This window comes from Aureimonas sp. SK2, from assembly GCF_029813115.1.
Taxonomy (GTDB): domain Bacteria; phylum Pseudomonadota; class Alphaproteobacteria; order Rhizobiales; family Rhizobiaceae; genus Aureimonas.
In genome coordinates, this window is record NZ_JAPZDS010000005.1 from 84,297 (window position 1) to 109,548 (window position 25,252).

Annotated in this window: 21 protein-coding genes; 10 read left to right on the forward strand and 11 right to left on the reverse strand. The window is 70.5% G+C overall.

Annotated features, from left to right (window positions below; translation table 11 throughout):
• The first annotated feature begins 2 nt into the window (after window positions 1-2).
• From O5O54_RS08140 to O5O54_RS08175, 8 genes are all read left to right on the forward strand, one after another.
• Window positions 3-2,492 (forward strand): glycogen/starch/alpha-glucan phosphorylase, encoded by a 2,490-nt coding sequence (locus tag O5O54_RS08140; protein WP_279480530.1) that lies wholly within the window; start codon window positions 3-5, stop codon window positions 2,490-2,492.
• Window positions 2,493-2,716: 224 nt separating this feature from the next.
• A complete protein-coding gene (gene glgC / locus O5O54_RS08145) occupies window positions 2,717-3,985 on the forward strand; it encodes a glucose-1-phosphate adenylyltransferase (RefSeq protein ID WP_279480532.1) in 1,269 nt (422 codons plus the stop codon).
• Window positions 3,982-5,427 (forward strand): glycogen synthase GlgA, encoded by a 1,446-nt coding sequence (gene glgA / locus O5O54_RS08150; RefSeq protein ID WP_279480533.1) that lies wholly within the window; start codon window positions 3,982-3,984, stop codon window positions 5,425-5,427. The genes glgC and glgA overlap by 4 nt, the downstream gene beginning before the upstream one ends.
• Window positions 5,427-7,055, forward strand: coding sequence for an alpha-D-glucose phosphate-specific phosphoglucomutase (locus tag O5O54_RS08155; RefSeq protein WP_407061673.1), 1,629 nt, complete (start codon window positions 5,427-5,429; stop codon window positions 7,053-7,055). Before glgA ends, O5O54_RS08155 begins: the two co-directional genes overlap by 1 nt.
• Window positions 7,052-7,639, forward strand: coding sequence for a DUF2585 domain-containing protein (locus O5O54_RS08160; RefSeq protein WP_407061678.1), 588 nt, complete (start codon window positions 7,052-7,054; stop codon window positions 7,637-7,639). Before O5O54_RS08155 ends, O5O54_RS08160 begins: the two co-directional genes overlap by 4 nt.
• Window positions 7,640-7,651: 12 nt before the next feature.
• Window positions 7,652-9,670: a glycogen debranching protein GlgX gene (gene glgX, locus O5O54_RS08165; protein WP_279480537.1), complete on the forward strand. Its 2,019-nt coding sequence runs from the start codon at window positions 7,652-7,654 to the stop codon at window positions 9,668-9,670.
• 73 nt (window positions 9,671-9,743) lie between these two features.
• Window positions 9,744-11,567, forward strand: a complete 1,824-nt coding sequence (mutL, locus tag O5O54_RS08170) for a DNA mismatch repair endonuclease MutL (protein WP_279480791.1) — start codon at window positions 9,744-9,746, stop codon at window positions 11,565-11,567.
• A 55-nt stretch (window positions 11,568-11,622) separates the two neighbouring features.
• Window positions 11,623-11,838: a DUF2093 domain-containing protein gene (locus O5O54_RS08175; RefSeq protein ID WP_279480539.1), complete on the forward strand. Its 216-nt coding sequence runs from the start codon at window positions 11,623-11,625 to the stop codon at window positions 11,836-11,838.
• Here O5O54_RS08175 and lpxK read toward each other — a convergent pair.
• Genes lpxK through O5O54_RS08205 form a run of 6 tightly spaced genes read right to left on the reverse strand, consistent with a single transcriptional unit; the run spans window position 11,781 to window position 17,431 of the window.
• Window positions 11,781-12,866 (reverse strand): tetraacyldisaccharide 4'-kinase, encoded by a 1,086-nt coding sequence (gene lpxK, locus O5O54_RS08180; protein WP_279480540.1) that lies wholly within the window; start codon window positions 12,864-12,866, stop codon window positions 11,781-11,783. The two genes, O5O54_RS08175 and lpxK, sit on opposite strands and share 58 nt — an antisense overlap.
• Window positions 12,863-14,227, reverse strand: a complete 1,365-nt coding sequence (locus tag O5O54_RS08185) for a 3-deoxy-D-manno-octulosonic acid transferase (protein ID WP_279480542.1) — start codon at window positions 14,225-14,227, stop codon at window positions 12,863-12,865. Before O5O54_RS08185 ends, lpxK begins: the two co-directional genes overlap by 4 nt.
• The gene (locus O5O54_RS08190; RefSeq protein WP_279480543.1) at window positions 14,224-14,994 is read right to left on the reverse strand and encodes a lysophospholipid acyltransferase family protein; all 771 of its coding nucleotides are present in this window, start codon (window positions 14,992-14,994) and stop codon (window positions 14,224-14,226) included. Before O5O54_RS08190 ends, O5O54_RS08185 begins: the two co-directional genes overlap by 4 nt.
• Window positions 14,995-15,019: 25 nt before the next feature.
• On the reverse strand, window positions 15,020-15,256 hold the full coding sequence (locus tag O5O54_RS08195; protein ID WP_279480544.1) for a DUF4170 domain-containing protein: 237 nt from the start codon (window positions 15,254-15,256) through the stop codon (window positions 15,020-15,022).
• 49 nt (window positions 15,257-15,305) lie between these two features.
• Window positions 15,306-16,091 carry a 3'(2'),5'-bisphosphate nucleotidase CysQ gene (locus tag O5O54_RS08200; RefSeq protein ID WP_279480545.1) on the reverse strand — a complete coding sequence of 262 codons (786 nt, stop codon included), beginning with the start codon at window positions 16,089-16,091 and terminating at the stop codon, window positions 15,306-15,308.
• 2 nt (window positions 16,092-16,093) lie between these two features.
• Window positions 16,094-17,431, reverse strand: coding sequence for a TldD/PmbA family protein (locus O5O54_RS08205; protein WP_279480547.1), 1,338 nt, complete (start codon window positions 17,429-17,431; stop codon window positions 16,094-16,096).
• 115 nt (window positions 17,432-17,546) lie between these two features.
• On the opposite strand from O5O54_RS08205, the gene O5O54_RS08210 reads away from it, so the two are divergent.
• Entirely contained in the window at window positions 17,547-19,382 is a 1,836-nt protein-coding gene (locus O5O54_RS08210; RefSeq protein WP_279480549.1) for a monovalent cation:proton antiporter-2 (CPA2) family protein, read from the forward strand.
• 6 nt (window positions 19,383-19,388) lie between these two features.
• Here O5O54_RS08210 and O5O54_RS08215 read toward each other — a convergent pair whose 3' ends face one another.
• Window positions 19,389-19,613 carry a DUF2945 domain-containing protein gene (locus O5O54_RS08215; protein WP_279480550.1) on the reverse strand — a complete coding sequence of 75 codons (225 nt, stop codon included), beginning with the start codon at window positions 19,611-19,613 and terminating at the stop codon, window positions 19,389-19,391.
• A gap of 171 nt (window positions 19,614-19,784) precedes the next feature.
• Between O5O54_RS08215 and O5O54_RS08220 the strand changes: the two genes are divergently transcribed.
• The gene (locus O5O54_RS08220; RefSeq protein ID WP_279480553.1) at window positions 19,785-20,828 is read left to right on the forward strand and encodes a DNA topoisomerase IB; all 1,044 of its coding nucleotides are present in this window, start codon (window positions 19,785-19,787) and stop codon (window positions 20,826-20,828) included.
• Here O5O54_RS08220 and O5O54_RS08225 read toward each other — a convergent pair.
• The 4 genes from O5O54_RS08225 to O5O54_RS08240 all read right to left on the reverse strand — a co-directional run bounded on the left by O5O54_RS08225 (window position 20,794) and on the right by O5O54_RS08240 (window position 25,252).
• A complete protein-coding gene (locus tag O5O54_RS08225) occupies window positions 20,794-21,699 on the reverse strand; it encodes a patatin-like phospholipase family protein (RefSeq protein ID WP_279480555.1) in 906 nt (301 codons plus the stop codon). The two genes, O5O54_RS08220 and O5O54_RS08225, sit on opposite strands and share 35 nt — an antisense overlap.
• 19 nt (window positions 21,700-21,718) lie before the next feature.
• Window positions 21,719-23,050: a pitrilysin family protein gene (locus O5O54_RS08230; RefSeq protein ID WP_279480556.1), complete on the reverse strand. Its 1,332-nt coding sequence runs from the start codon at window positions 23,048-23,050 to the stop codon at window positions 21,719-21,721.
• Between the two features lie 26 nt (window positions 23,051-23,076).
• The gene (locus O5O54_RS08235) at window positions 23,077-24,600 is read right to left on the reverse strand and encodes a pitrilysin family protein (protein WP_279480558.1); all 1,524 of its coding nucleotides are present in this window, start codon (window positions 24,598-24,600) and stop codon (window positions 23,077-23,079) included.
• 94 nt (window positions 24,601-24,694) lie between these two features.
• On the reverse strand, window positions 24,695-25,252 hold the full coding sequence (locus O5O54_RS08240) for an RsmD family RNA methyltransferase (RefSeq protein WP_279480793.1): 558 nt from the start codon (window positions 25,250-25,252) through the stop codon (window positions 24,695-24,697).

Genomic DNA, 25,252 nt, shown 5'->3' on the forward strand with positions numbered 1-25,252 from the left:
CCATGACGCCATCCAGCCTCGCCACCCGACAGGCGCCCATCGAAGCCGGCGACAAGTCGCAGCCCCGGCTCAACGACGCCGACACGATCGCTAAGGAAATCGTGGAGAAGCTGACCTACTCGATCGGCAAGACCACCGGCGCGGCGCGCCTCCACGACTGGCTGGAGGCGACGACGCTGGTGGTGCGCGACCGCATCATCGACAACTGGTTCGAATCGACGATCGACACCTACAACCGCCAGGCCAAGCGGGTCTGCTACCTGTCGATGGAGTTCCTGATCGGCCGCCTCCTGCGCGACGCGATCTCCAATCTCGGCCTCACCGACCCGATCCGCGAGGCCCTCGCGCGCTACGGGGTCGAGCTCGACCTCGTGGAGCTCCTGGAGCCGGACGCGGCGCTCGGCAACGGCGGCCTCGGGCGGCTGGCCGCCTGCTTCATGGAGTCCATGGCCTCCACCGGCGTGCCGGGCTACGGCTACGGCATCCGCTACGTCCACGGGTTCTTCCGCCAGGAGATCGTGGACGGCGCGCAGGTCGAGCTGCCCGAGACCTGGCTGAAGCACGGCAACCCCTGGGAGTTCGAGCGGCGCGAGAGTTCCTACGAGATCGGCTTCGGCGGCAAGGTCACCACGATCGAGGAGGGCGGGCGCACCCGCTCCGTCTGGCGCCCGGCCGAGCGCGTCCTCGCCGTCGCCTACGACACGCCGGCCGTCGGCTGGCGCGGCCAGCACATCAACACGCTGCGCCTATGGAGCGCGCAGTCGCTCGACCCGATCCTGCTCGACGCCTTCAACGCGGGCGACCACATCGGCGCGCTGCTCGAATCCAACAAGGCGGAGGCGATCACCCGCGTCCTCTATCCCGCCGATTCGCATCAGGCCGGCCAGGAACTGCGGCTGCGCCAGGAGTTCTTCTTCTCCTCGGCCTCTCTGCAGGACATCATCCGCCGCCATCTCGCCCAGTACGAGGACCTCACCAACCTCGCCGACAAGGTCGCGATCCAGCTCAACGACACGCACCCGGCCGTGTCGGTCGCCGAGCTGATGCGCCTTCTGGTCGACGTCCACGGCCTGGAATGGGAAGAGGCCTGGACGATCACGCGGGCCACCTTCTCCTACACCAACCACACGCTCCTTCCGGAAGCGCTGGAGACCTGGCCGATCCATCTCTTCGAGCGGCTGCTGCCGCGCCAGATGCAGATCATCTACCAGATCAACGCCGGCGTGCTGCGCGAGGCCACGCAGGGCCAGGGCTTCGACGACCGCACCATCTCGGCGATCTCGCTGATCGACGAGGGCAACGGGCGGCGCGTGCGCATGGGCCAGCTCGCCTTCGTCGGCAGCCATGCGGTGAACGGCGTCTCGGCGCTCCACACCGAGCTGATGAAGCAGACCGTGTTCCACGATCTGCACAAGCTCTACCCGACCCGCATCGAGAACAAGACCAACGGCGTGACCCCGCGCCGCTGGCTGCACCAGGCCAATCCCGGCCTGTCCCAGCTGATCGAGGAGACGATCGGCAACGGCTTCCGCGACGATATCGAGAAGATCGCGGAGCTCGACGCGCATGCCGACGACGCCGCGTTCCAGGAGCGCTTCGCGGCCGTCAAGCGCCAGAACAAGGAGCGGCTGGCGACGCTGGTGCAGGAGCGGCTGGCGATCAACCTCGATCCCGGTGCCATGTTCGACATCCAGGTCAAGCGCATCCACGAGTACAAACGCCAGCTTCTCAACATCCTGGAGACGGTGGCGCTCTACGAGCAGATCCGCTCGCTGCCCCATCTCGACTGGACGCCGCGGGTCAAGATCTTCGCCGGCAAGGCGGCGCCCTCCTATGTCCAGGCCAAGGAGATCATCCATCTCGCCGGCGACGTCGCGCGGGTCGTCAACTCCGACCCGACCGTGCGCGGGCTCCTGAAGGTCGTCTTCATCCCGAACTACAACGTCAGCCTCGCCGAGATCATCATGCCGGCGGCCGACCTGTCGGAGCAGATCTCCACGGCCGGCCTCGAGGCGTCGGGCACCGGCAACATGAAGTTCGCCCTCAACGGCGCGCTCACCATCGGCACGCTGGACGGCGCGAACGTCGAGATGCTGGAGCATATCGGCGAGGACAACATCTTCATCTTCGGCCTGAAGGCCGACGAGGTCGCCCGCATGCGCGCCGAAGGGCACGGCGGTCAGGCCGTGATCAACAGCCAACCGCTCCTGCGCTCGGCGATCGATTCCATCTCGTCCGGCGTCTTCTGCCAGGACGATCCCGGCCGCTACGCCAATCTGATGAACTCCATCCGCGACCGCGACTGGTGGATGATCGCGGCCGACTTCCGCGCCTACTGGGACACGCAGCGCCAGCTCGACGTCCTCTGGAAGGACCGCGCCGCCTGGAACCGGATCGCCGCCCGCAACACGGCGCGCATGTCCTGGTTCTCGTCCGACCGCTCCATCCGCGAATATGCAAGCCACATCTGGAAGGCCGGCCCCGGCGCCTGACGGGTGCGGCTTCCTCCCGGCATGCGGAGGCCCCGGCGATCCACCGCCGGGGCCTTCGCTTTGGGCGGGAATGCCGCAGGAGGGCAAAATCTCTGTGCAAACCGGGTGGAGCGCGGCTTGCCCGGCGATCGCCGGGCCTATCTTTGAGCTGTGGAAACGCCGAAGACTGACAACCGGCAGGCAATGCCGGAAGACCGGGGCGGACGGCGGAGGAGGAGACAAGCATGGCAGATCACCGGCGTGCCGGGCCGATCGCGCGTGATACGATGGCCTACGTGCTGGCCGGCGGACGCGGATCGCGCCTGATGGAGCTGACCGACGACCGGGCCAAGCCCGCCGTGTATTTCGGCGGCAAGTCCCGCATCATCGACTTCGCCCTGTCCAACGCGATCAATTCCGGCATCCGCCGTATCGGCGTCGCCACGCAGTACAAGGCCCATTCGCTGATCCGCCACCTCAACCGCGGCTGGAACTTCCTGCGTCCGGGCCGCAACGAGAGCTTCGACGTCCTGCCCGCCTCGCAGCGCGTGTCGGAGGACCAATGGTATGCCGGCACCGCCGACGCCGTGTACCAGAACATCGACATCATCGAGGCCTACGCGCCCGAATACATCGTGATCCTCGCAGGCGACCACGTCTACAAGATGGACTACGAGATCATGCTCCAGCAGCATGTCGACACGGGCGCGGACGTGACGATCGGCTGCCTGGAAGTGCCGCGCATGGAGGCGGTCGCCTTCGGCGTGATGCATGTCGACGACAAGAACCAGATCACCGCCTTTGTCGAGAAGCCGGCCGACCCGCCGGCCATTCCCGGCCGCCCGGACACGGCGCTGGCCTCCATGGGCATCTACGTCTTCAACACCAAGTTCCTCGCCGCCCAGCTTCGCCGCGACGCCGCCGACCCCAATTCCAGCCGCGACTTCGGGCACGACATCGTGCCCTACGTCGTGAAGCACGGCACTGCCTACGCCCACACCTTCTCCTCCTCCGTCGTGCGCTCGGAGGCCGAGTACGGCTCCTACTGGCGGGACGTCGGCACCGTGGACGCCTACTGGCAGGCCAATATCGACCTCACCGACGTCGTGCCCCAGCTCGACATCTACGACCGCGACTGGCCGATCTGGACCTATGCCGACGTGACCCCGCCGGCCAAGTTCGTCCACGACGAGGACGGGCGGCGCGGCATGGCGATCTCCTCGCTGGTCTCGGGCGACTGCATCATCTCCGGCGGCTCGCTGCACCGCTCGCTGCTCTTCACCGGCGTCCGGCAGAACTCCTATTCGGTGCTGAACGAAGCCGTGGTCCTGCCGCATTGCCATATCGGCCGGGGCGCGCGCGTCACCAGGGCGATCCTCGACCGGGGCGTGCAGATCCCCGACGGCCTCGTGATCGGCGAGGACCCGGAGCTCGACGCGAGCCGCTTCCGCCGCTCGGCCGGTGGCGTCTGCCTCGTGACGCAGTCCATGATCGACCGGCTCAACCACGGATGACCGCCGTCCTCTCCGTCGCCTCGGAGGTCTTTCCGCTGGTGAAGACGGGCGGGCTGGCCGACGTCGCCGGCGCCCTGCCGCTGGCGCTGGGCGCCATCGGCGTCGACATGACGACCCTGATGCCGGCCTATCCGTCCGTCCTGCCGCAGGTCGAGGGCGCGAGCGAGGTCGCCGCGATCGACGAGCTCTTCGGCGGTCCGGCGCGCGTTCTCGCCGCCGAGGTCGCGGGCCTGAGGATGCTCTTCCTCGACGCGCCGCATCTCTACGACCGGCCGGGCGGACCCTATGTCGGCGCGACCGGCTACGACCACCCGGACAACTGGGCGCGCTTCGCCGCGCTCGGCCGCGCGGGCGCGCTGATCGGCACCGGCCTCGTGCCCGGCTACCGACCCGACATCGTCCATGTCCACGACTGGCAGGCAGCGCTGGCGCCCGTCTATCTCGAGCACATGGGCGAGGATCGGCCGAAGACGGTCATCACCATCCACAACCTCGCCTTCCAGGGCGCCTTTCCGCAGACGATCTTTTCCGAGCTCGGCCTGCCCGTGGAGGCCTGGGGCGTGGACGGCGTCGAATACTACGGCGCGGTCGGCTTCCTCAAAGGCGGCCTGCGCGCCGCCGACCGCATCACCACGGTCAGCCCCAACTACGCGCGCGAGATCCTGACGCCCGAAGGCGGCATGGGCCTCGACGGCCTCCTGCGCGGCCGCGAGGATCGCTTGTCGGGCATCGTCAACGGCATCGACGTCGAAACCTGGGACCCCAATGCCGACCCCCATATCGCGGCGAATTTCGACCGCGACGCCCTGTTCCGCCGCGCGCTCAACAAGCGCGCGCTGGAGGCCGAGTTCGCGCTGGAGGAGGACGACACGCCGCTGCTGGCCGTGGTCAGCCGCCTGACCTGGCAGAAGGGCCTCGATATCCTCGCCGAGAGCTGCGACGACATCGTCGCGGCCGGCTGCCGGCTCGCCGTCGTCGGCTCGGGCGACCGGATGCTGGAAGGCGCGTTCCTCTCGGCCGCCGCGCGGCATTCCGGCCGGATGGGCGTTCGGATCGGCTACGACGAGGTCCTGTCGCACAAGGTGCAGGCGGGCGCCGACGCGCTGCTCGTGCCGTCCCGCTTCGAGCCCTGCGGCCTGACCCAGCTCTATGCCCTGCGCTACGGCTGCCTGCCCGTTGTCTCCCGCGTCGGAGGCCTTGCCGATACGGTGATCGACGCCAACTTCGCCGCGCAGACGGCGGGCGTCGCGACCGGCATCATCTTCGCCCCCGTCACGCGCGAGGCGCTGATGGAGGGCGTGCAGCGCCTCCTCGCCCTCTATGCCGACGCGTCGCTCTGGCGCGACATGCAGCGCACCGCCATGACGAGCGACGTGTCCTGGACCGCCAGCGCACGACGCTATGCCGACCTCTACAACGGCCTTCTCCAGGAACGAGCCTGATGATCTCCACCGTCGCGACCAAGCCCTTCGACGACCAGAAGCCCGGCACGTCCGGACTTCGCAAGAAGGTCCCGCATTTCGCGCAGGAGAACTACGCCGAGAACTTCCTCCAGGCGATCTTCGACGCGACGGAGCGCCCGGCGGGCTCGGCGGTCGTGATCGGCGGCGACGGGCGCTATCTCAACGCCACCGTGATCCGCAAGGCGATCCGCATGGCCGCCGCCAACGGCGTCGCCAAGGTCATCGTCGGCCAGAACGGGCTCCTGTCGACGCCCGCCGCCTCCAACCTCATCCGCCAGCGCAAGGCGGCCGGCGGCATCGTGCTCTCGGCCTCGCACAATCCCGGCGGGCCGGACGGCGACTTCGGCATCAAGTACAACATCGCCAACGGCGGCCCGGCGCCCGAGGGCGTCACCGACGCGATCTACCGCCGCACGAAGGAGATCCAGGACTACCGGATCTGGGACGGCGAGGCGCCCGACCTCTCGCTGATCGGCACGAGCCGGCTTGGGCAGATGGAGGTCGAGATCGTCGACCCCGTCGCCGACTACGCGGCACTGATGGAGACGCTGTTCGACTTCGGCAAGATCCGCGCCGCCATCCAGGGCGGCCTGACGCTGCGCTTCGACGCGATGCACGCCGTCACCGGCCCCTACGCCACCGAGATCCTGGAGCGGCGCCTCGGCGCGCCGGAGGGCACGGTGCTGAACGGCGTACCGTCGGAGGATTTCGGCGGCGGCCATCCCGATCCCAACGTCGTCTGGGCGGCGCCGCTCGTCGATCTCCTGATGGGGCCGACGGCGCCCGACTTCGGCGCGGCGTCGGACGGCGACGGCGACCGCAACATGATCCTTGGCCGCGGCATCGTGGTGACCCCGTCGGACTCGCTCGCCGTTCTCGCGGCCAACGCGCACCTGGCGCCCGGCTACGCCAAGGGCATCGCCGGCATCGCCCGATCCATGCCGACCAGCCAGGCCGCCGACCGCGTGGCGCAAAAGCGCGGCATCGGCATCTACGAGACGCCGACCGGCTGGAAGTTCTTCGGCAATCTCCTCGACGCCGGCAAGGTGACGATCTGCGGCGAGGAGAGCGCCGGCACCGGCTCCGACCACGTTCGCGAGAAGGACGGGCTCTGGGCCGTCCTCCTGTGGCTCAACATCCTGGCCGAGCGCGGCCAGTCGGTGGCCGAGATCGTCAAGGGTCACTGGGCCGAGTTCGGCCGCAACTACTACCAGCGCCACGACTACGAGGAGGTCGACAAGGCAGCCGCCGAGGAGTTGATGAACTCGCTTCGCGGGCGCCTCGCCTCCATGGCCGGCCAGCGCTTCGGCACGCTCGTCGTGTCCGAGGCGGACGACTTCTCCTACAAGGACCCGATCGACGGCTCGGTCTCGACCGGTCAGGGCGTGCGCATCGTCTTTTCCGGCGGCTCGCGCATCGTCTTCCGCCTCTCGGGCACCGGCACGGTGGGCGCGACGCTGCGTGTCTATCTCGAGCGCTTCGAGCCCGATCCGGCGCGCCACGACCTGCCGGTCGAGGTGGCCTTGAAGGAGCTGGTCGAGACGGCCGACGCGATCGGCGAGATCAAGGCCCGCACGGGCCGCGCCGAGCCGGACGTGCGCACCTGAGCACCGTGACCGTCACTCCGGCGCGGCGCATCTCGCCGCGCGCCTCCCTCCTCGTCGCCCTGGTCGTGGTCGCGACGGCCGTCATCCTCCTGTCCATGGGCCGAGTGCCCATCTGCGAATGCGGCTATGTGAAGCTCTGGCACGGGCAGGTGGTGAGTTCGGAGAACTCGCAGCACCTGTCGGACTGGTACTCGCCCTCGCACCTCATCCACGGCTTCCTGTTCTACGGTCTGACGCATCTCCTGATGCGGCGCTGGTCGCTCGGCGGCCGGCTGGTGGTCGCGACCGTCATCGAGGCGGTCTGGGAGATCGCCGAGAACACCGACGCCGTGATCAACCGCTACCGCGAGGCGACGATCGCGCTCGACTACTTCGGCGACAGCGTCCTCAACTCGGTCGCCGACATCGGCTTCATGATCGCGGGCTTCCTGCTCGCTTCGCGCCTGCCGGTCTGGGCCACGGTCGCGATCGCGGTCGTCTTCGAGATCCTGACCGCCTGGCTGATCCGCGACAACCTCATCTTGAACGTCCTGATGCTCCTCTACCCCGTTCAGGCCGTGCGCGACTGGCAGGGCGGATTATAAGGGAGCGAAGTGATGGCAGGGATCACGGCGGAGCGCGGGTGTCCGGATCGGCTGGGAGCGAGCGTTGCGGCGGACGGCGTCCATGTCGCCGTGTTCTCCGCCCATGCGGAGCGGGTCGAGCTTTGCCTGTTCGATCCCGCCGGGATCGTGGAGCGCGAGCGCCTCGCGCTGCCCGGGCGCGACGGCGACATTCACTTTGGTTTCGTGCCGGGGCTGAGGGAGGGCGCGCTCTACGGCCTGCGCGCGCACGGACCCTATGATCTGTCGCGGAGCCACCGGTTCGATCCGGCCAAGCTCCTGGTCGACCCCTATGCGCTCCGGCTCGACCGGCCCTTCGTCTATCACGCGGCGCTCGGCGCTCCCCCGGAGCGCCAGCTCGACACGGCGCCGCTCGTGCCGCGGGCCGTCGTCTGCCGGCCGGAGGGCGGGGCCGAGGTCCTGCCGAAGCGGGCGCCCGGCTTCACCTACGAGCTTCTGGTGCGCGCCTATACGCAGCGCCACGAGGGTGTGCCCGAGCCCTTGCGCGGCACGCTCGGCGCGCTGGCCGAGCCCGCCGTCCTCGACCACCTCGCCCGCTTGCGTGTCGAGACGGTTGAGCTGATGCCGCTCACGGCGGCGATCGACGAGCGGCATCTCGTCCATCTCGGCCTGTCCAACGCCTGGGGCTACAATCCCGTCTGCCAGATAGCGCCCGATCCGCGCCTCGTGCCGGGCGGCTGGGCGGAGGTGCGGCGGGTCACCGGGGCGCTCCACGCGCGCGGCATCCGCGTCCTTCTCGACATGGTCCTCAACCATTCGGGCGAGAGCGACCACGGCGGGCCGACCCTGTCCTACCGCGGGCTCGACAACGCCAGCTACTACGCCGCCGACCCGAACGAGCCCGACCGACTGGTCAACGACACGGGCACCGGCAACACCTTCGCCTTCTGGCACGAGCCCGTGATGCGGCTCGGGATCGACGCCCTGCGCGCCTGGGTGGAGTTCGGCGGGATCGACGGCTTCCGCTACGATCTCGGCACGGTGCTCGGGCGCACGCCGCAGGGCTTCCGGCCCGACGCGCCCTTTCTCCGGCGCCTTGCCGCCGATCCCGTCCTGAAGGACCGGCTCCACGTCATGGAGCCCTGGGACATCGGCCCCGGCGGCTATCAGGTCGGCGCCTTTCCGCCGCCGTTCCTGGAATGGCAGGACCGGTTCCGCGACGATATCCGGCGCTTCTGGCGCGGCGAGAACGGACTCCTGTCAGGGCTGGCGACGCGCCTTTCCGGCTCGCCCGACCTCTTCGCCGCGTCGGGCCGCGATGCGGCGTCGGGCGTCAACTTCATCGCCGCCCATGACGGGTTCACCCTCCACGACCTCGTCGCATACGAGGGGAAGCACAACGAGGCCAACGGCGAGGGCAACCGCGACGGGCACAACGAGAACCATTCCTGGAACAACGGGGTGGAGGGGCCGACGGACAATCCTGCGATCATCGAGGCCCGCCGGCAGGACATCCGTGCCCTCCTCGCGACCCTCTTCGTCGCGCGCGGCAACCCGATGATCGTCGCGGGCGACGAGATGGGCCGCAGCCAAGGCGGCAACAACAACGCCTATGCGCAGGACAACGAGACCGTCTGGATGGACTGGGGCGGCGCCGACGAGGCGCTGATCGCCTTCACCGCCCGTCTTGCCCGACTGCGAGCCGAGACGCCCGCGCTCAATGCGCCTGCCTTCCTGACCGGCGCCCCGGTGGACGGCGCGCCCGACGTCACATGGCTCGGAACCGACGGCGCGGCGATGACGCCCGGCGCGTGGACGGACGGTGGCCGGCACTGGCTCGGCGCGCGGCTGGCGGCGGACGGCTCGGCAGCGCTGGTCTATCTGAACGCCGGCCGCGAGGCGCTCGCCGTGCACCTGCCGCCTCCCCCGCCCGGCCGCGCCTATCGCCTCGCCCTCGCCTCGGATCGGCCGGACGAGGCCGAGGCGCCGCTCGACCCCGGCATGCCGCTCAATGTCGGCCCCCGCTCCGTCGCGATCCTCAGGGAAGGCTGAAGCCGGCCCGTTTGCTCGCGGGCGGGATGAGGCCTATGTGACGGCGACAGACCCGCCCCCCGAAAGCCCGCGCATGCCGATCCGCCAGCTCTCCGAGACCCTGATCGACCAGATCGCCGCCGGCGAGGTGGTGGAGCGGCCGGCGAGCGTCGTGAAGGAACTGGTCGAGAACGCGCTCGACGCCGGCGCCCGGCGCATCGAGATCGCGACGGCGGGCGGCGGCAAGAGCCTGATCCGCATCACCGACGACGGCTGCGGCATTCCGGAAGCCGAGCTGCCGCTGGCCGTGCGCCGCCACTGCACCTCCAAGATGGAGGGCGGGCTCCAGGGCATCGAGACGCTGGGCTTCCGGGGCGAGGCCCTGCCCTCGATCGGCTCGGTGGCGCGGCTGTCGCTGCGCTCGCGGGCGCGCGGCGCTTCGGGCGCGCACGAGATCCTGGTCCATGGCGGCCGGCAGGACGGGCCGCGCCCGGCCGCCCTGTCCGCCGGCACGGTGATCGAGGTGCGCGACCTCTTCCATGCCGTGCCCGCGCGGCTGAAGTTCTTGAAAAGCGACCGGGCGGAATCGGCCGCGATCACCGAGGTGGTGCGCCGCATCGCCATCGCCTTTCCCGGCGTGCGTTTCGAGCTGTCCGGCGAGGATCGGAGCCCGCTCGTCCTGCCGGCGGTGGACGAAACCCAAGCGATGGAGCGCATCGGGGCGATCGTCGGCGAGAGTTTCGCGGACAACGCCTTCGCGCTGGATGCCGGCCGCGAGGGCGTGTTCCTGGCCGGCCATGCGGGCCTGCCGAGCTTCCATCGCGGCACGGCGCAGCACCAGTATGTCTATGTCAACGGCCGGCCGGTGCGCGACCGGTTGATCCTCTCGGCCATCCGCGGGGCCTATGCCGACGTGATGCCGCGCGACCGGCACCCGGTCTGCGTCCTGTTCCTCCAGGTCGATCCGCGCGACGTCGACGTCAACGTCCACCCGGCCAAGGCCGACGTCCGGTTCCGCGATCCCGGCCTCGTGCGCGGACTCGTGGTCGGCGCGATCCGGGCCGAGCTCGCGCGCCTGTCGCTGCGCGGCTCGACGGAAGGGGCGGACGGCCTCCTGGTGCGGTTCCGGGCGGGCGGCGCGGGCGAGCCCGCCGCCCCGGCGCCGGCCCATGCCCCGCGCCCGTCCTTCGCCTTTTCCGAGCGGCCCGCCGCGCCCTACGATCCCGCGCGCTCGCCGTCCCGCCCGCTGGACGGCCGGCCCGCCGACTTCGGCGCCTTTCAGCCCTCCGCCCGCGCCGAGCGGTTCGAGGAGACGGCGCCCGCGCCGATCCGCGCCGAGTTTCCGCTGGGGGCCGCGCGCGCGCAGATCGGCAAGGCCTTCATCGTCGCCGAGACGGAGGACAGCCTCGTCCTCATCGACCAGCACGCCGCCCACGAGCGCCTGGTCTACGAAGCCCTGAAGGAGGCGATTCACGCCAAGCCCCTGCCGACCCAGATGCTGCTGATCCCCGAGGTCGTGGACCTCACGGAGGCGGAGGTCGAGCGTCTGGTCGCTGAGGACGAGGTGTTGAAGCGCTTCGGGCTTCATATCGAGCGGTTCGGGCCAGGCGCCGTGATGGTGCGCGAGACGCCGGCGATCCTCGGCGAGGTGGACGCCCCGGCCCTCGTTCGCGAGATCGCGGACGAGCTGACCGAGACGGGCTCGGGCGCCGGACTCGGCGGCAGGGTCGACCATGTCGCCGCCACCATGGCCTGCCACGGCTCGGTGCGGGCCGGGCGCCGGCTGCAGGCGCCCGAGATGAACGCGCTGCTGCGCCGCATGGAACAGGTGCCGGCCTCCGCCACGTGCAACCACGGACGCCCGACCTTCATCGAACTGAAGCTCGCCGACATCGAGCGCCTGTTCGGCCGGCGTTGACAAGCCGGGCCGTTGGTCCGAACAACGGCCGGGAATTTGCGAAAGAAGACCGACGATGATGAACCGGATGGACGGCGGCGGCGAGGCGAAGCTGCGCTATGGCGACGGCGACTTCGAGGTGATCCGCCCCGGCGCCTTCGTGCGCTGCGCGGTGACCGGCGAGGCCATCGCCCTCGATCTCCTGAAATACTGGAGCGTCGAGCGCCAGGAACCCTATGCCGACGCCGCGGCCTCGCTCGCCGCCGAGACATCGGCCGGCGGGCGCGGATAGGACCCTTCGCCGCGACGCGCGAAGCCCGACAGCGCCGCTGCGATGACGGCATCGGGCGTGCCCGCCTCCTCGAAGCGGAGTTCGACATGGAGGACGCGTGCGGCCTCCGCCAGCGCCCGGGCACGCGGGCCGGCGTCCCTCAGGCGCGCGTGGTCCTTGGCCGTGGTGACGGGCACGAGACCCTTCGCCTCGGCTTCGGCCAGAAGCGCGGCGGCGTCCGCCTCGCCGAAGGGATGATGGTCGGGAAAGTCGCGTCGAACCTCGACGACGGCCCCGGCCTCCTCCAGCGAGCGGTGGAACTTGGCCGGATCGGCGATGCCGGCAAAGGCGAGGCAGCGTGCGCCGGACAGGCCGGCATCGTCCGCGATCGCCAGTCGGGCGCGGTGGGCCGATTTGCCCTCGGCTTTCGCCCGATGGAGAACCGCGTCGCCGGCCGCGCCCGGCCCGACCACGAGCAGGGCGTCCGCCAGCGGCCATTGGGCGGAAAGGGGCGCGCGCAAGGGGCCGGCGGGGAAACACCGGCCGTTGCCGAGCCCGCGGGTGCCGTCCACGACGAGCAGCGCGACGTCCGGCCGGAGCTGGGCGCTCTGGAACCCGTCGTCCATCAGGAACAGGTCGCAGCCGGCATGGCGCAGGAGAAGCGCGCCGGCCGCCCGGACGAGCGTGACGGCGGTGGGCGCCTCGTCGGCCAGAAGCAGGGCCTCGTCGCCGACAAGGCCTGCGCCGTGGCGCTCGGGATCGACCAGGAGCGGCAGAGGCGCCGCGCCGCCGTGACCGCGCGTCAGGAAGCCGGGCCGGAGCCCGAGGCGGCGCGCGGCCTTGGCCAGGGCGATGGCGGTCGGCGTCTTGCCGCCGCCGCCGAGCGTGAAGTTGCCGATGCAGATCAGGGGCATGCCGGCCGGGCGGCGGGGCGCTTCGGCCAGGCGCTTCGCCGCGACGCGGCCGTAGGCCATGGCGGCGGGCGCCAGGAGCGCCGTCTGCCAGCCGGCCGGCTCGAACCAGAAGCCGGGTGCGCGCGGCCGGATCATCGTCCCTCGCTCCGGCGGTCGCCCGGACGCTCTGAGCCCTGCCGATCCCCCCCCTGCCGATCCATGCTGACCGCGAGCCTGAGCGGCAGGAGATAGGGGTCGAGCGCGTTGAGCGTGCGGCGCAGCGCGCCGCCCATTTCCTCGACGCTGTCGCGCGCCGCCGCGGCCATGGCCCGCCGCGTCTCGGGATGGGCGAAGAGCTCGGCGACGGAGGCTTCGAGGGCGGCCGCATCCGGCACGATCCGCGCCCCGCCCCGTTCGATCAGCCGGCCGTAGATGTCGCGGAAGTTCTGCACCAGCCGGCCCGACAGGATCGCGGTGTTGAGCCGGGCGGCCTCCAGCGGGTTCTGCCCGCCCTCGGCATGGATCGACTTGCCGATGAAGGCGATGTCGGTGAGGCGGAGATAGAAGCCCATGTCGCCGATCGTGTCGCCGAGCAGCACCTCCGCCGTCGGATCGGGCAGCTCGCCCCGGCTCCAGCGCGCGACGGAAAGGCCCTTGGCCGACAGCATGCGATGCAGCGCGTCGGCGCGCTCCACATGGCGGGGCACGATGATGGTGAGAAGACGCGGCCGGTCCTGGCAGAGGCGCAGGTGGATGTCGGCCGCCATCGCCTCCTCGCCCTCGTGAGTGGAGACGGCGGCCCAGACAGGGCGCAGGCCGATCATGCGGCGCGCCTCGTCGAGGTCCTCGCGATTGACCGGCGGTGCGGCGATGTCGGCCTTGAGGTTGCCGACGGTCGAGACCGAGCGGGCGCCCAGGAGATGGTAGCGCTCCGCATCCACCTCCGACTGCGCGGCCACATGGGCGAAGCGCTCCATGATGGATTCGGCCAGCCGCGGCGCCGAACGCCAGCGCCGGAATGAGCGGTCCGACAGGCGCGCGTTGACGAGCACCTGGGGGATGCGGCGCAGGCCGAGCTCGTTCAGGGTCACCGGCCAGATCTCGCTTTCCGCCACCAGCGCGAGGTCGGGCTGCCAATGGTCGAGAAAGCGGGACACGCAGGGGCGAAGGTCCAGCGGCACGTATTGGTGGATCATGCCGGGCACCAGCCGCTCGGCGATCATCGTGGCCGAGGTGACGGTGCCGGTGGTCACCAGGACGCCGATCCCCTCGCCGGCCAGGGTCTGGGCCAGCGGCATGATGGCGAGGCTCTCGCCGACGCTCGCCGCGTGGATCCAGACCAGCGGCCGGTCGTGCGGGCGGATCTCGGAGGCGAAGCCGTAGCGCTCGCGGCGGCGCGGCCGCTCCTCCTTGCCCTTGGACGCCCGCCAGGCGACATAGGGGCCGATCACGGGATAGGCGATCGAACCGGCGAGGCGATAGGCGCCGAGCGCCCGGCGAGCCCAGAAGTCGCTCATGGCCGGCCTCCGTCGGCAAGCCGCAGCGCCTGCGCGTTGGCCGCCTCGATGGCGCGGGTGATCTCGGCGCGCAGGCGCTCCATCTCGGCGGGATCCGCGTCGGGCGGCACGGTGATCGGCTCGCCCATGACGACCGCGATGCGGCCGAACGGCAGGGGCAGGGTCGTCCGGTCCCAGCTCCGCTCCACCACATGGCGCCGGCTGGTGACGGCGGCGCTCGGGATGATCGGCCGGCCGGACAGCCGCGCCAGCGTGACGATGCCGAGGCCCGCCTCGCGCGGGGTGCCCTTCGGGACATCCGCGATCATGCAGACGCCCGAGCCGCGATCGAGGCTGCGCTTCAGCTGGATCAGCGCCCGCGCCCCGCCCTTCTCGCGCACCGCCTCGCGCACGCGCCCGCCCGAGCCGCGGATCGTTCCGATGCCGAACCGCGCGACGACCGCCGCGTTCAGCTCGGCATCGGCGCTCCGCGACAGGAGCGCGACATAGGGCAGCTCCTCGGGACGGAAGAAGGGGGCGAGGAGGTGCTGCCCGTGCCACAGGCCGACGATCGCGGGATGGTGGCGGGTCAGGATCGCCCGGTAATCGCTGGATCCGGCGGCGAGGGCCTGCGTGCGGCGGATGAAGCGCAGCGCGCCGTGGATCAGCCCGGCCCCGAGGCCGACCGCCGCGGGCGAGCGCAGCCAGGCCTTGGAGCGTCGCTGCAGGCGCACGCGCAGCCGCTTGCGGGGGCCTTTGGTCCCAGCCGAACCCGCGATCTCGTCCACGCGCGCCGAAATCCCGCCCGCCTCCTCAGGCCGTCTCGGGGTCGAGCAGGCGATGGAGGTGGACGATGAAGTAGCGCATGGAGGCGTTGTCCACCGTCGCCTGCGCCTTGCCGCGCCAGGCGGCGAGCGCCGAAGCGTAGTCCGGAAAGATGCCGACGATGTCGAGCGCCGAAAGGTCGCGGAAATCGATGCCCTTGAGGGAGGAAAGCTCTCCGCCGAAGACGAGATGAAGGAGTTGGCGGGGCTCGGCTTCGCTGGCCATGGGAGGGATCCGATCGTTGCGGCGGCGAGGCTTCCGCCGGGAGGGGACGTCAGGCCGCCAGGGCGGCGTAGGTGCGCAGGCGCTGCACGATGTCCGGCGCGCCGGCGACCAGAACGCCATGCCTTCTGGGGACGGGATTGTAAAGGTGGGGTCCGGTCTCGAGCCCGGCAAGATGGCCGCCCGCCCGCTCCAGGATCAGGTCGGCTGCCGCGATGTCCCAATCGTTGGCCCGCGCGCCGACCAGCGTGCCGTCGAGGCGCCCGCTCGCCACCATGGCGAGCCGCAGCGCGAGCGAGGGAATGTTGGGTGAGAAGTCGATGGCGTGGCCCGGCTCGTCGGCGAGCCGGCGGCGCATCGGATCGGGCATGGCAAGATGCAGGGTCTCGCCCGCCCCGTGCCCCGTGCGCACCGCGATCGACGCCCCGTTGAGGAGCGCGGGGCCGCCGGCCGCGGCGGTGAAGACCTCCCCCAGCGAGGGCGCGTCGAGGACGCCGGCCACCGGGCGCCCGGCCGCCACCACCGCGATGGAGACGCACCAGGTCGGCTCGCCGCGCAGAAAGGCGCGCGTGCCGTCGATCGGGTCCACCACGAAGAAGCGCTCCTCTCCGCCTTCCGCCGGGCGGGACGCCGTTTCCTCCGAGACCCAGCCGTAGCCCGGCCGAGCCGTGAGAAGCGCGGAACTCAAGTATTCGTCCACCGCGAGGTCGGCTTCGGACACGGGCGACTGCCCCTTCCACCAGACGCGTGGGTCCTTGCGCCAGAACGCTTGCGCGATCCGCCCCGCCTCGGCCGCGACCTCCCGGAGGAGAGCGAGATCGTCCGGCGCTTCCGCCACGGTCAGCGGCCCGCCACCGTCATCTCGCCGATCCGCAGTGTCGGCACGACCACGGAGAAGCGCTCGTCCCCGTCGTTGGCCGGCTCGATGGCGAGCAGCATGTCGGCAAGGTTGCCGGCGACCGTGAATTCGGAGACCGCCTCGGCGAGTTGCCCGTCGCGGATCATGAAGCCGGAGGCGCCGCGCGAATAGTCGCCCGTCACGAGATTGGCGCCCGAGCCGATCATCTCGGTGACGAAGATTCCGGAATGGGTGTCGCGGATCAGCTCGTCCGCCGAGCGCGCACCGGGCGTCAGCGTGACGTTGGTGGAGGACGGCGAAACGCCCGAGGAGGAGCGCGAGGCCCGGCCGTTGGTGGGAAGGCCAAGCTCGCGGCCCGTGGCGCTGTCGAGCAGCCAGTGGCGAAGGAACCCGTCCTCGACCAGCGCCAGCCGCTCGCCCGCGACGCCTTCGCCGTCGAAGGGGCGCGAGCCGGCGCGGCGCTTGAGGCTCGGCTCGTCCACGAGGTCGAGCCCGGCGGGCAGGACACGGGCGCCCATCCGGTCCTTCAAGAAGCTCGTGCCGCGCGCGATCGAGGCGCCGTTGATGGCGCCGAGAAGGCTGCCGATCAGCCCCCGCGAGACGCGCGGGTCGAGCACGATCGGATAGCGGCCGGTGTCGACCTTGGCGGGCTTCAGGCGCCGCACCGCGCGCTCGCCGGCCCGCCGGCCGATCGTGGCGGCGTCTTCGAGATCGGCGGCGTGGATGCGCGAATCGAAGTCGTAGTCCCGCTCCATGCCGGTGCCCTCGCCCGCCACCGCGCTCACCTGCCGCGAGAAGCCGGAGCGCTGGCGCGAGCCGGAAAAGCCGGTGGAGGTGACGAGGACGAGGCCGGTGACGCCGTAGCCGGCCGAGGCCCCGTTGGTGTTGGTGACGCCGGGCACGCCGAGCGCGGCCGCTTCCAGGGCGCGCGCCGTCTCGATCAGGCTCTCGGCCGAGATTTCCGTCGGATCGAAGAGATCGAGGTCCGGAGCGTCCCGGGACAGGAGCGCCGGGTCGGCGAGCCCGGCATAGCGGTCCTCCGGCGAGACGCGGGCCATGGCGACGGCCCGCTCGGCGAGGCGGTCCATGTCCGCGCGAAGGTCCGCCGAGACGGTGGCGACCCGCCGGCTGACGAAGACGCGCAGGGACAGGTCGTCGCTTTCCGACGATTCCAGCTCCTCCAGCTTGCCGAGCCGCACCTGCGCGCTCTGCGAGCGCGAGCGCACCACGGCGGCGTCGGCGGCGTCCGCCCCGGCGCGCCTTGCGGCCTCGATCAGGCGCGCGCCGAGGTCTTCGAGCCGTCCGATGTCGTCATTCATGGGGAAACCGCCGAACCTTTTGCATCCGCACCATCTATTATGCCATTGGCTGCCTTCAAGCCGACGTCAAGCGGCGCCGCCGGGCGCGCGGCGCCGGCTCGCCCCGGAGACGTCCATGGAAGAGACCGCCCCGCTGTTTCTCGAGATCCTCCTGATCCTCGGCGGCGGCATCGTGGCCGGGACGCTGTTCAAGCGGATCGGGCTCGGCACCATCCTCGGCTATCTCTTCGCCGGCATCGTGATGGGGCCGATCCTGCGCCTCGTCCAACATGGGCAGGACGAGATCCTCCACATCGGCGAACTCGGCGTCGTGTTCCTTCTGTTCATCATCGGCCTGGAGCTGAAGCTCTCGCGTCTCTGGGCGCTGCGCCGCCAGATCTTCGGGCTCGGGCTCGCGCAAGTTCTGGTCACGGGCGCGATCCTTACCGGGGGCCTCGCGCTGATCCTGCCCGGCTGGAACGCGGCGGTCGTGATCGGCTTCGGCCTCGCGCTCTCCTCCACCGCCTTCGCGCTGCAGCTCCTCGAGGAATCGGGAGAGATGAACCTGCGCTTCGGCCAGACCTCCTTCTCCATCCTCCTGTTCCAGGACCTCGCCATCGCGCCGCTTCTGGCGATCCTGCCGGTGCTCGCGCCGGGGGTGGACAACGGCGCGGCCTTCGACCTCTGGGCCATGGCGCGCTCGCTCGCCGCCCTCATCGCGCTGGTGGCGGTCGGGCGCTACCTCATCAACCCCTTGTTCCGCGTTCTGGCCAATTCCGGCGCCCGCGAGGTGATGATCGCGGCCGCCCTTTTCGTGGTCCTGGCCTCGGCCCTCCTGATGGGGCTCGCCGGCTTCTCCATGGCGATGGGCGCCTTCATCGCGGGCGTGCTGCTCGCCGAATCCTCCTATCGCCACGAGCTGGAAGCCAATATCGACCCGTTCCGCGGCCTGCTTCTCGGCCTGTTCTTCATCGCGGTCGGGCTGACGCTCGACCTTTCGGTCATCGCCGCGAACGCCTGGATCGTGCTTCTGGGCGCCCCCGCGCTGATGGCGGTGAAGGCCGCGATCATCTTCCCCCTCTGCCGCCTGTTCGGCGAGAGCCGGGCCGACTCGCTGCGCACGGCACTCGTTCTGCCGCAGGGCGGCGAGTTCGCCTTCGTCCTGTTCTCGGCGGCCACCGCCTCGGCGATCCTCGACGGCGCGACGGGTTCGATCCTTGTGTCGATCGTCACGCTCTCCATGGCGCTGACCCCGCTCGCCGACCGGCTCGCCCGCCGCCTGACGCCCGATCAGGAGCGGCCGGACGAGATGGAAGAGGACTTCTCCGGCGCCGGACAGTCGGACGTCCTGATGATCGGCTTCTCGCGCTTCGGCCAGATGGCGGCGCAGGTCATGCTGTCGAGCGGGCTGGAGATGACGATCATCGATTCCTCGGCAGAGCGCATCCGCGCCGCCGGGCGGTTCGGCTTCCGCATCTATTTCGGCTCTGGGCTGCGCCGCTCCGTCCTGGAGGCGGCGGGCATCCGGCACGTCAGGATCGTGGCCGTCTGCACCAACAAGCCGGAGACCACCAACGCGATCGTCGATCTCATCCATTCGGAGTTCCCGAACGTGTCGATCTTCGCCCGCTCCTACGACCGCAACCACTCGCTCTCCTTGCGCGAGCGCGGTGTGACCTTCGAGCTGCGCGAGACGCTGGAATCGGCGCTCCGCTTCGGCGGGCATACGCTGGAGGCGCTGGGGGTGGAACGCGACGAGTCACGGCGGATCGTCGAGGACGTGCGACGGCGCGATGCCGAACGCCTGGCACTGCAGGGCGCGCGGGCGGCCGGTACGGGCTCGACGGTGCTCGGGCGCGGTCGCATGTCGCCCGAGCCGCTCACCAAGCCGAAGGAGGGCGCCCGGGTGCGCCAGCCGCGCGGCGCGGCACCCGCGCATCTGGCGAACGCCGATGGCAATCCGCCGACGTAAGGCGCGTCAGTGCGCCTTCTTCTTGTGGACCTCGCTCTCGCTCTTCAGCGCCTTCGATCCGGTCTTGGCCTTCACGAGGACGGCGGGCTCGTCCTTGGAGGCGTTGCGCGTGATCTCCTTACCCTTGATCGTCTTGGTCACCTTCTTGGTGAAGCGCGCCTCGACCGTGCCCTCCGCCTTGCCCTTGCCGTAGGACCACTCGACCGTATCGCCCTTGGAAACTCCGCTCATCGTCTGCGCTCCGCTCATTCGTTTCGGTGACCGGTGAAGGGCCGGGGCGCGCAGAGCGTTCCGCAGCGCCACGCCTTGTCCACGGGCATTCGGTCGCACCTCGGCAACCCGGAACCGCCCGGATCGGCCCGGCGTTTCCGAGGGCTGATGACGCAGGTAGACGCCCCTCCCATGAACAAGCGCCTCGACTTCCACGCCGAACGGTTCGGCCTCACCATCGTCGATCCGGCCGAGTTCGGCGTCGAGATCCATCCCCATGGGCGGGGGCAGCGCATCTGCTTCACCAACGGCGAGACGATCACCGACAAGGTGCTCAAGGCGCGGATCAAGGCGCTGGTCCTGCCGCCCGCCTGGCGCGACGTGAAGATCTGTGTCGAGGAGAACGGCCATATCCAGGCGACGGGCCGGGACGAGAAGGGCCGGCTCCAGTATCGCTACCACGACGACTGGGTGAACGTGCGCAACGCGGTGAAGACGGAGCGGCTCCTGCGTTTCGGGCGGGCGCTGCCGAAGCTGCGCAAGCGCATCGCCCGCGACCTCAAGCGGCAGGGCACGGACCGGCGCGGCACGGCGGCGGTGGCCGCGCGCCTCATCGACGTCGCGGCCATGCGCCCCGGCCACGAGAAGTACGCCAAGGACGGGGGCCGGGGCGTCGCCTCGCTCCGGCGCGAGAACCTCAAGATCGCCAAGAAGCGGGCGGTGCTGAAATTCGTCGGCAAGTCGAACAAGGCGCACGTGATCGAGATCCAGGAGCCGGCGCTCGTCCGCTCGCTCGACCGGATGCGCCGCGAGCGCGGCGCCAAGCGCCTGTTCCGCTTTCGCGAGAAGGGGGCTGCGGCGGGGAAGGACCTGACCGCCAACCTCCTCAACGAGTACTTGCGCGAATCCTCGGGAAAGAAGGTCTCGGCTAAGGACTTCCGGACCTTCCACGGCTCGGCCGAGGCGCTGCGCTTCCTTCTGGAGGAAGTGCCGCCGGAAAAGGCCGACACGGCCCCGAAGCGCAAGCGGGCGGTGGCCAAGGCGATGAAGTCGGTCGCCGAACTCCTGCGCAACACGCCGACGGTGGCGCGCGCCTCCTATGTGCACCCCGAGATCGTCGCCGCCTTCGAGGAGGAGCGCCTGCCGGCCGACCTGATGAAGGGTCGCGGGCGCGAGGGCCTCAGCCGAGTCGAGACCGGCCTCATGCGCTTTCTGGAAGAGACCGCGACGCAGTAGCGGCTTCCAGGAGGGCGCCCAGCCGCCGCTTCACCTCCTCCCGCACGCCGCGCGTTTCCAAGAGGATCGTTCGCGCCCGAAGGAAATCCAGCACGCGATAGGCGGAAACCGGTGGCTGCACCAGGATGTCGGGCGCCGTGCAGGCGAGCTTGGCGCGGATCACGGCCGACATCATGAGCTGCGAGGCGCCGAACATCGCCTCCATCGGGGTGGGGAGCGGCAACACGCCCCGCTCCGGGCCGCCGGTCACGTCGCAGGCGACGACGATCCCCGCCGGGGCGCCGAACACGTCGAACGGCAGGGGGTTGGTGATGCCGCCGTCCACCAGCACCAGTCCGTCGCGGCACACCGGGCGGAAGATCGCCGGCAGGGCGGCCGAGGCGGCCAGTGCGCTGACGAGATCGCCCGTATCGAGCGCGCATTCCCGCCCGCCGTAGAAGTCGGTCGCCATCACGGTGAGCGGGATGGCGAGGTCCTCGAAGCGGGTGGGCAGTCCGAGCGGCAGGAAGGCGGCGACCACCCGCTCGGCGTTGAGCTGGCCGAGCCGGAAGCCGCCTTCGGCGCGGAACTCGGCGAAGGTCGGCGGGCGCGTGCGCCAGAGCGTGCCGGCGACATGGCGGCGCGTCGACAGGACCGACAGGACGTGGTCCTCGATCGCGGCGGCCGAGAAGCCGCTCGCCGCGCCCGCGCCGACGATCGCGCCGATCGAGGCGCCGGCGATGCGCGCGGGACGAAGCCCCAGATCCTCCAGGGCGGCGAGGACATGGAGATGGGCAAGTCCCCGCGCCCCGCCGCCGCCAAGAGCGAGAGCGACATGAGGTTCGGATGCAGGTCGGCCGCCCTCGTGGGGCGGCCGCCGGGCTTCGTCCATGGTCATTCCGGTCGGGGTCTCAGGCGTCGGCTGGGCCGACCGTGACGATCGTCGGCTCCACCGACATCAGCCGCCTGGCCACCGCCTTCACCTCGTCCAGCGTCACCGCGTCGATCAGGCCCTGGCGCCGGTCGATATAGTCGGTCCCGAGGTCGGCGAGCTGGATGCCGACCAGCGTCGAGGCGATGGACAGCGAGGACGACAGGTTCTGCACGGCATAGGAGCCCTTCACGAAGGCCTTGGCGCGGTCGAGCTCCTCCTGGCTCGGCCCTTCCTCGGCCATGCGCTTCAGCTCGGCGCGGATGATGTCGATGCTTTCCTTGGCCTTGTCGGCGCGCGTGGCCGTCGCGCCCGCCAGCATCGCGGCGTGGTCGTAGTTGGTGAGATACGAGCCCGCGCCGTAGGCCAGGCCCCGCTTCTCGCGGATTTCCTTGTAGAGTCGCGAATCGAACGTGCCGCCGCCGAGAATGTGGTTGGCGAGATAGGCCGCGAAGAATTCGGGCGCGTCGCGCTTCACGCCCGGCAGGGCGAACTGGATCTGCGTCTGCGGCAAGGCCAGGGCCACGTCGTCGCGCTGGCCGGTCACCGGCTGGATGTCCGGCACTTCGGTCAGCTCGGCCTTCTCGCGAAGGGGCAGGAAGATTTCGTCGAGACGCGTCTTCAGCGTCGCTTCGTCGATCGCGCCGACGACGCCGACCACCAGATTGTCGCGGCCGAAGGTCTTCTCGCGGAAGGCCCGCAGATCGTCGGCGGTGACAGTCTTCAGCGTGTCCACCGTGCCCTCGGCAGGGCGTGCATAGGGATGGCCGGGGAACACCGTGTTGCGGAAGGCCTTGCCGGCAAGGGTACGCGGGTCCTGCTCGTTGGCGACGATGCCGGCCGCGATCTGACCACGGATGCGCTCGACGGGCTCCGGGTCGAAGCGGGGTTCGTTGACGGCAAGGCGCAGGAGGTCGAAGGCCGCGTCCTCGTTCTCGACGATGGTGCGGAAGTTGCCGGAGAAGTTGTCGTAGCTGGAATCGAACGAGAGCGAGACGCCGAGTTCGTCGAGCTTGCTCTGGAAGGCGGCGCTGTCGATGTCGCCGGCGCCCTCGTCGAGGAGGCCGGACAGAAGATTGGCCGTACCCTCCTTGCCGGCCGCATCCTGCGTCGAGCCAGCGCCCTTGAAGGCGAAGCGCATGGCGATCAAGGGGTTGGTGTAGTCCTCGACCAGGAGGGCGTGGATGCCGCCGGGGCTCGTCACCTCCTTGATCTCGACGGCGTGGGCCAGCGAGACGAGGCTGCAGGACAGGCCGGCGACGAGGCCGAAGACGGCGCTGGCGCGGCGGAAGGTCGAAATCATCGCGTTCATGAGCGGGGATCCGTCGTCGCTGGAATTCAGGAGCGGGTGTCGCCGGCGACCGGGGCGCCGTCAGTCGGGCTGACGGCGCCAGCCGCCTCGGGAGACCCTTCGGGAGCCTTGGCGTCGGCGCTGGTCTGCGCCCCCGCCGGCAGGAGGTAGCCGGTCACCGAGCGCGGCGGCTGGAGATACTGCTTGGCTGCCGCGTTCACCTGCGCCACGGTCACGGCCTCGATGCGGTCGGGCCAGGACTCCACGTCCTCGATCGAACGGCCCGTCGAGAGCGCCGCGCCGTAGCGGCGGGCCATGGAGGTCTGGTTGTCGCGCTGGTAGATCAGCGCCTTGCGCACGCGGTTCTTGGCCGCTTCCAGCTCGGCCTCGGTCACCCCGTCGCGGACGATCTTCTCGACTTCCGCGTTCACCGCCTTCTCGACCTGATCGAGCGTGGCGTCCCCGCGCGGCGTGCCGTAGGTCATGAACTGACCGTCGTCGAGCGCGGTGCCCTGGTAGTAGGCGCCGGTGCCGGCGGCGATCCCCTGGTCCACGACCAGCGCGCGGTAGAGCCGGCTCGTCGTTCCGCCGCCGAGGATGTCGGCGAGAAGGTCCAGCGCCTCGGACTCGCCGGGCTTGCCGTTGTTGTCGGAGGGCACGAGCCAGGTCGTCTGGACGCTCGGCTGGGTGACGCGGGCGTCCGTCAGGGTCACGGTGCGGGCGGCCAGCGGCTCGGGCTCCTGCGGGCGCACCCGCTCGCCCGGATCGGCGCGGCGCGGCACCTTGCCGTAGGTTTCCTCGGCATACTGCTTCACCTGCTCCAGCGTCACGTCGCCGGCGATCAGCAGCGTCGCGTTGTTGGGCGTATAGAAGCGGTCGTAGAAGGCGATGGCGTCCTCCTTCGACAGCTTCTCCATCTCGTTGCGCCAGCCGATGACCGGCGTGCCGTAGGGATGGTTCTGGAACAGCGCGGCATCGACCGCTTCCGAGAGCTGGGCGCCCGGCTCGTTGTCGATCCGCATGCGGCGCTCCTCGAGGATCACGTCGCGCTCGGGAAGAACGACCTCGTCGGTGAGGACGAGGTTCTCCATCCGGTCGGCCTCGAACGCCATCATCTCGCGCAGCGCCTCGACCGGCACCTGCTGGAAGTAGGCGGTGTAGTCGTAGGAGGTGAAGGCGTTCTCCTCGCCGCCGATGGCGGAGACCGCGGCCGAGAACTCGCCCTGGCTGTGCGTCTTGGTGCCCTTGAACATGAGGTGTTCGAGGAAGTGGGCAATGCCCGAGACGCCCTTCGGCTCGTCGGCCGAGCCGACCTTGTACCAGATCATCTGGGTCGCGATCGGGGCGCGATGATCGGGTAGCACGACGACCTTGAGACCGTTGTCGAGCGTGAAGCTCTCGATCGCCGGGCGCTTCGCCTCGGCCTTCTCAGCGGCCGCTTCGCCCGCCGGGCTGGCGGCGGCGGTGGCGGGCGCCGGCGGGGCTTGGGTTCCCTGCGCAAAGACAGGGGTCGACAGGGCGATCGCCAGCGCGATCGCGGAAATGCCGGCACGTCGGATCGAGAGGCTCATCGAGGCGGGTATCCTTGGGCGCAGAGGTCCGGTTGGGTCCGGATATGGCGGAGCGCGAGGAAAGGCACCAATTACGATTTTGTAAGGGCGGCCGTCAGCCCGCGGGCCTGAGGAAGCGCAGGCGCGTCTCGCCCATCGGGCGCTCGTCCAGGAGGTCGAGACCCGCCACCGGCTCGAAGGGGGCGTCCAGCGCCTCCTCCAGGACGATGGTGGCACCCGGAGCTAGCCAGCCGCCGGCAAGAGCGCCGGCGAGCGCCGCCTCGCCCAGACGTCTGCCGTAGGGCGGATCGGCCAGGACGAGGCCGAAGGGCTCGATCGTGCCGGCATCGCCCAGACGCGTCGCGTCGCGCCGCAGGATCTTGGTGCGCCCCCCGAGCCCGAACGCCTCGATATTGGTGCGGATCAGGCCGCGCCCCTCGGCGCTCTCCTCCACGAAGACGCCGTAACGGCAGCCGCGCGACATCGCCTCCAGCCCGAGCGCTCCGGTGCCGGCGAAGAGGTCGAGCACGCGCCCATCCTCGAAGCGGACCCCGAGCCCGTGGGCCAGGATGTCGAACAAGGCGCCGCGATGGCGCTCCGAGGTCGGCCGGATGGCGCTGCCCGCGGGGGTGGCGAGCGGGCGGCCCTTCAGGGCGCCCGCCACGATGCGCAT

Excerpts from the sequence above, each read along its gene's own strand:
- O5O54_RS08140 (WP_279480530.1), top strand. The coding sequence starts at position 3 with ATGACGCCATCCAGCCTCGCCACCCGACAGGCGCCCATCGAAGCCGGC.
- glgC (WP_279480532.1), top strand. The coding sequence starts at position 2,717 with ATGGCAGATCACCGGCGTGCCGGGCCGATCGCGCGTGATACGATGGCC.
- glgA (WP_279480533.1), top strand. The coding sequence starts at position 3,982 with ATGACCGCCGTCCTCTCCGTCGCCTCGGAGGTCTTTCCGCTGGTGAAG.
- O5O54_RS08155 (WP_407061673.1), top strand. The coding sequence starts at position 5,427 with ATGATCTCCACCGTCGCGACCAAGCCCTTCGACGACCAGAAGCCCGGC.
- glgX (WP_279480537.1), top strand. The coding sequence starts at position 7,652 with ATGGCAGGGATCACGGCGGAGCGCGGGTGTCCGGATCGGCTGGGAGCG.
- mutL (WP_279480791.1), top strand. The coding sequence starts at position 9,744 with ATGCCGATCCGCCAGCTCTCCGAGACCCTGATCGACCAGATCGCCGCC.
- O5O54_RS08175 (WP_279480539.1), top strand. The coding sequence starts at position 11,623 with ATGATGAACCGGATGGACGGCGGCGGCGAGGCGAAGCTGCGCTATGGC.
- lpxK (WP_279480540.1), bottom strand. The coding sequence starts at position 12,866 with ATGATCCGGCCGCGCGCACCCGGCTTCTGGTTCGAGCCGGCCGGCTGG.
- O5O54_RS08185 (WP_279480542.1), bottom strand. The coding sequence starts at position 14,227 with ATGAGCGACTTCTGGGCTCGCCGGGCGCTCGGCGCCTATCGCCTCGCC.
- O5O54_RS08195 (WP_279480544.1), bottom strand. The coding sequence starts at position 15,256 with ATGGCCAGCGAAGCCGAGCCCCGCCAACTCCTTCATCTCGTCTTCGGC.
- O5O54_RS08205 (WP_279480547.1), bottom strand. The coding sequence starts at position 17,431 with ATGAATGACGACATCGGACGGCTCGAAGACCTCGGCGCGCGCCTGATC.
- O5O54_RS08210 (WP_279480549.1), top strand. The coding sequence starts at position 17,547 with ATGGAAGAGACCGCCCCGCTGTTTCTCGAGATCCTCCTGATCCTCGGC.
- O5O54_RS08215 (WP_279480550.1), bottom strand. The coding sequence starts at position 19,613 with ATGAGCGGAGTTTCCAAGGGCGATACGGTCGAGTGGTCCTACGGCAAG.
- O5O54_RS08220 (WP_279480553.1), top strand. The coding sequence starts at position 19,785 with ATGAACAAGCGCCTCGACTTCCACGCCGAACGGTTCGGCCTCACCATC.
- O5O54_RS08225 (WP_279480555.1), bottom strand. The coding sequence starts at position 21,699 with ATGGACGAAGCCCGGCGGCCGCCCCACGAGGGCGGCCGACCTGCATCC.
- O5O54_RS08230 (WP_279480556.1), bottom strand. The coding sequence starts at position 23,050 with ATGAACGCGATGATTTCGACCTTCCGCCGCGCCAGCGCCGTCTTCGGC.
- O5O54_RS08235 (WP_279480558.1), bottom strand. The coding sequence starts at position 24,600 with ATGAGCCTCTCGATCCGACGTGCCGGCATTTCCGCGATCGCGCTGGCG.
- O5O54_RS08240 (WP_279480793.1), bottom strand. The coding sequence starts at position 25,252 with ATGCGCATCGTGGCGGGCGCCCTGAAGGGCCGCCCGCTCGCCACCCCC.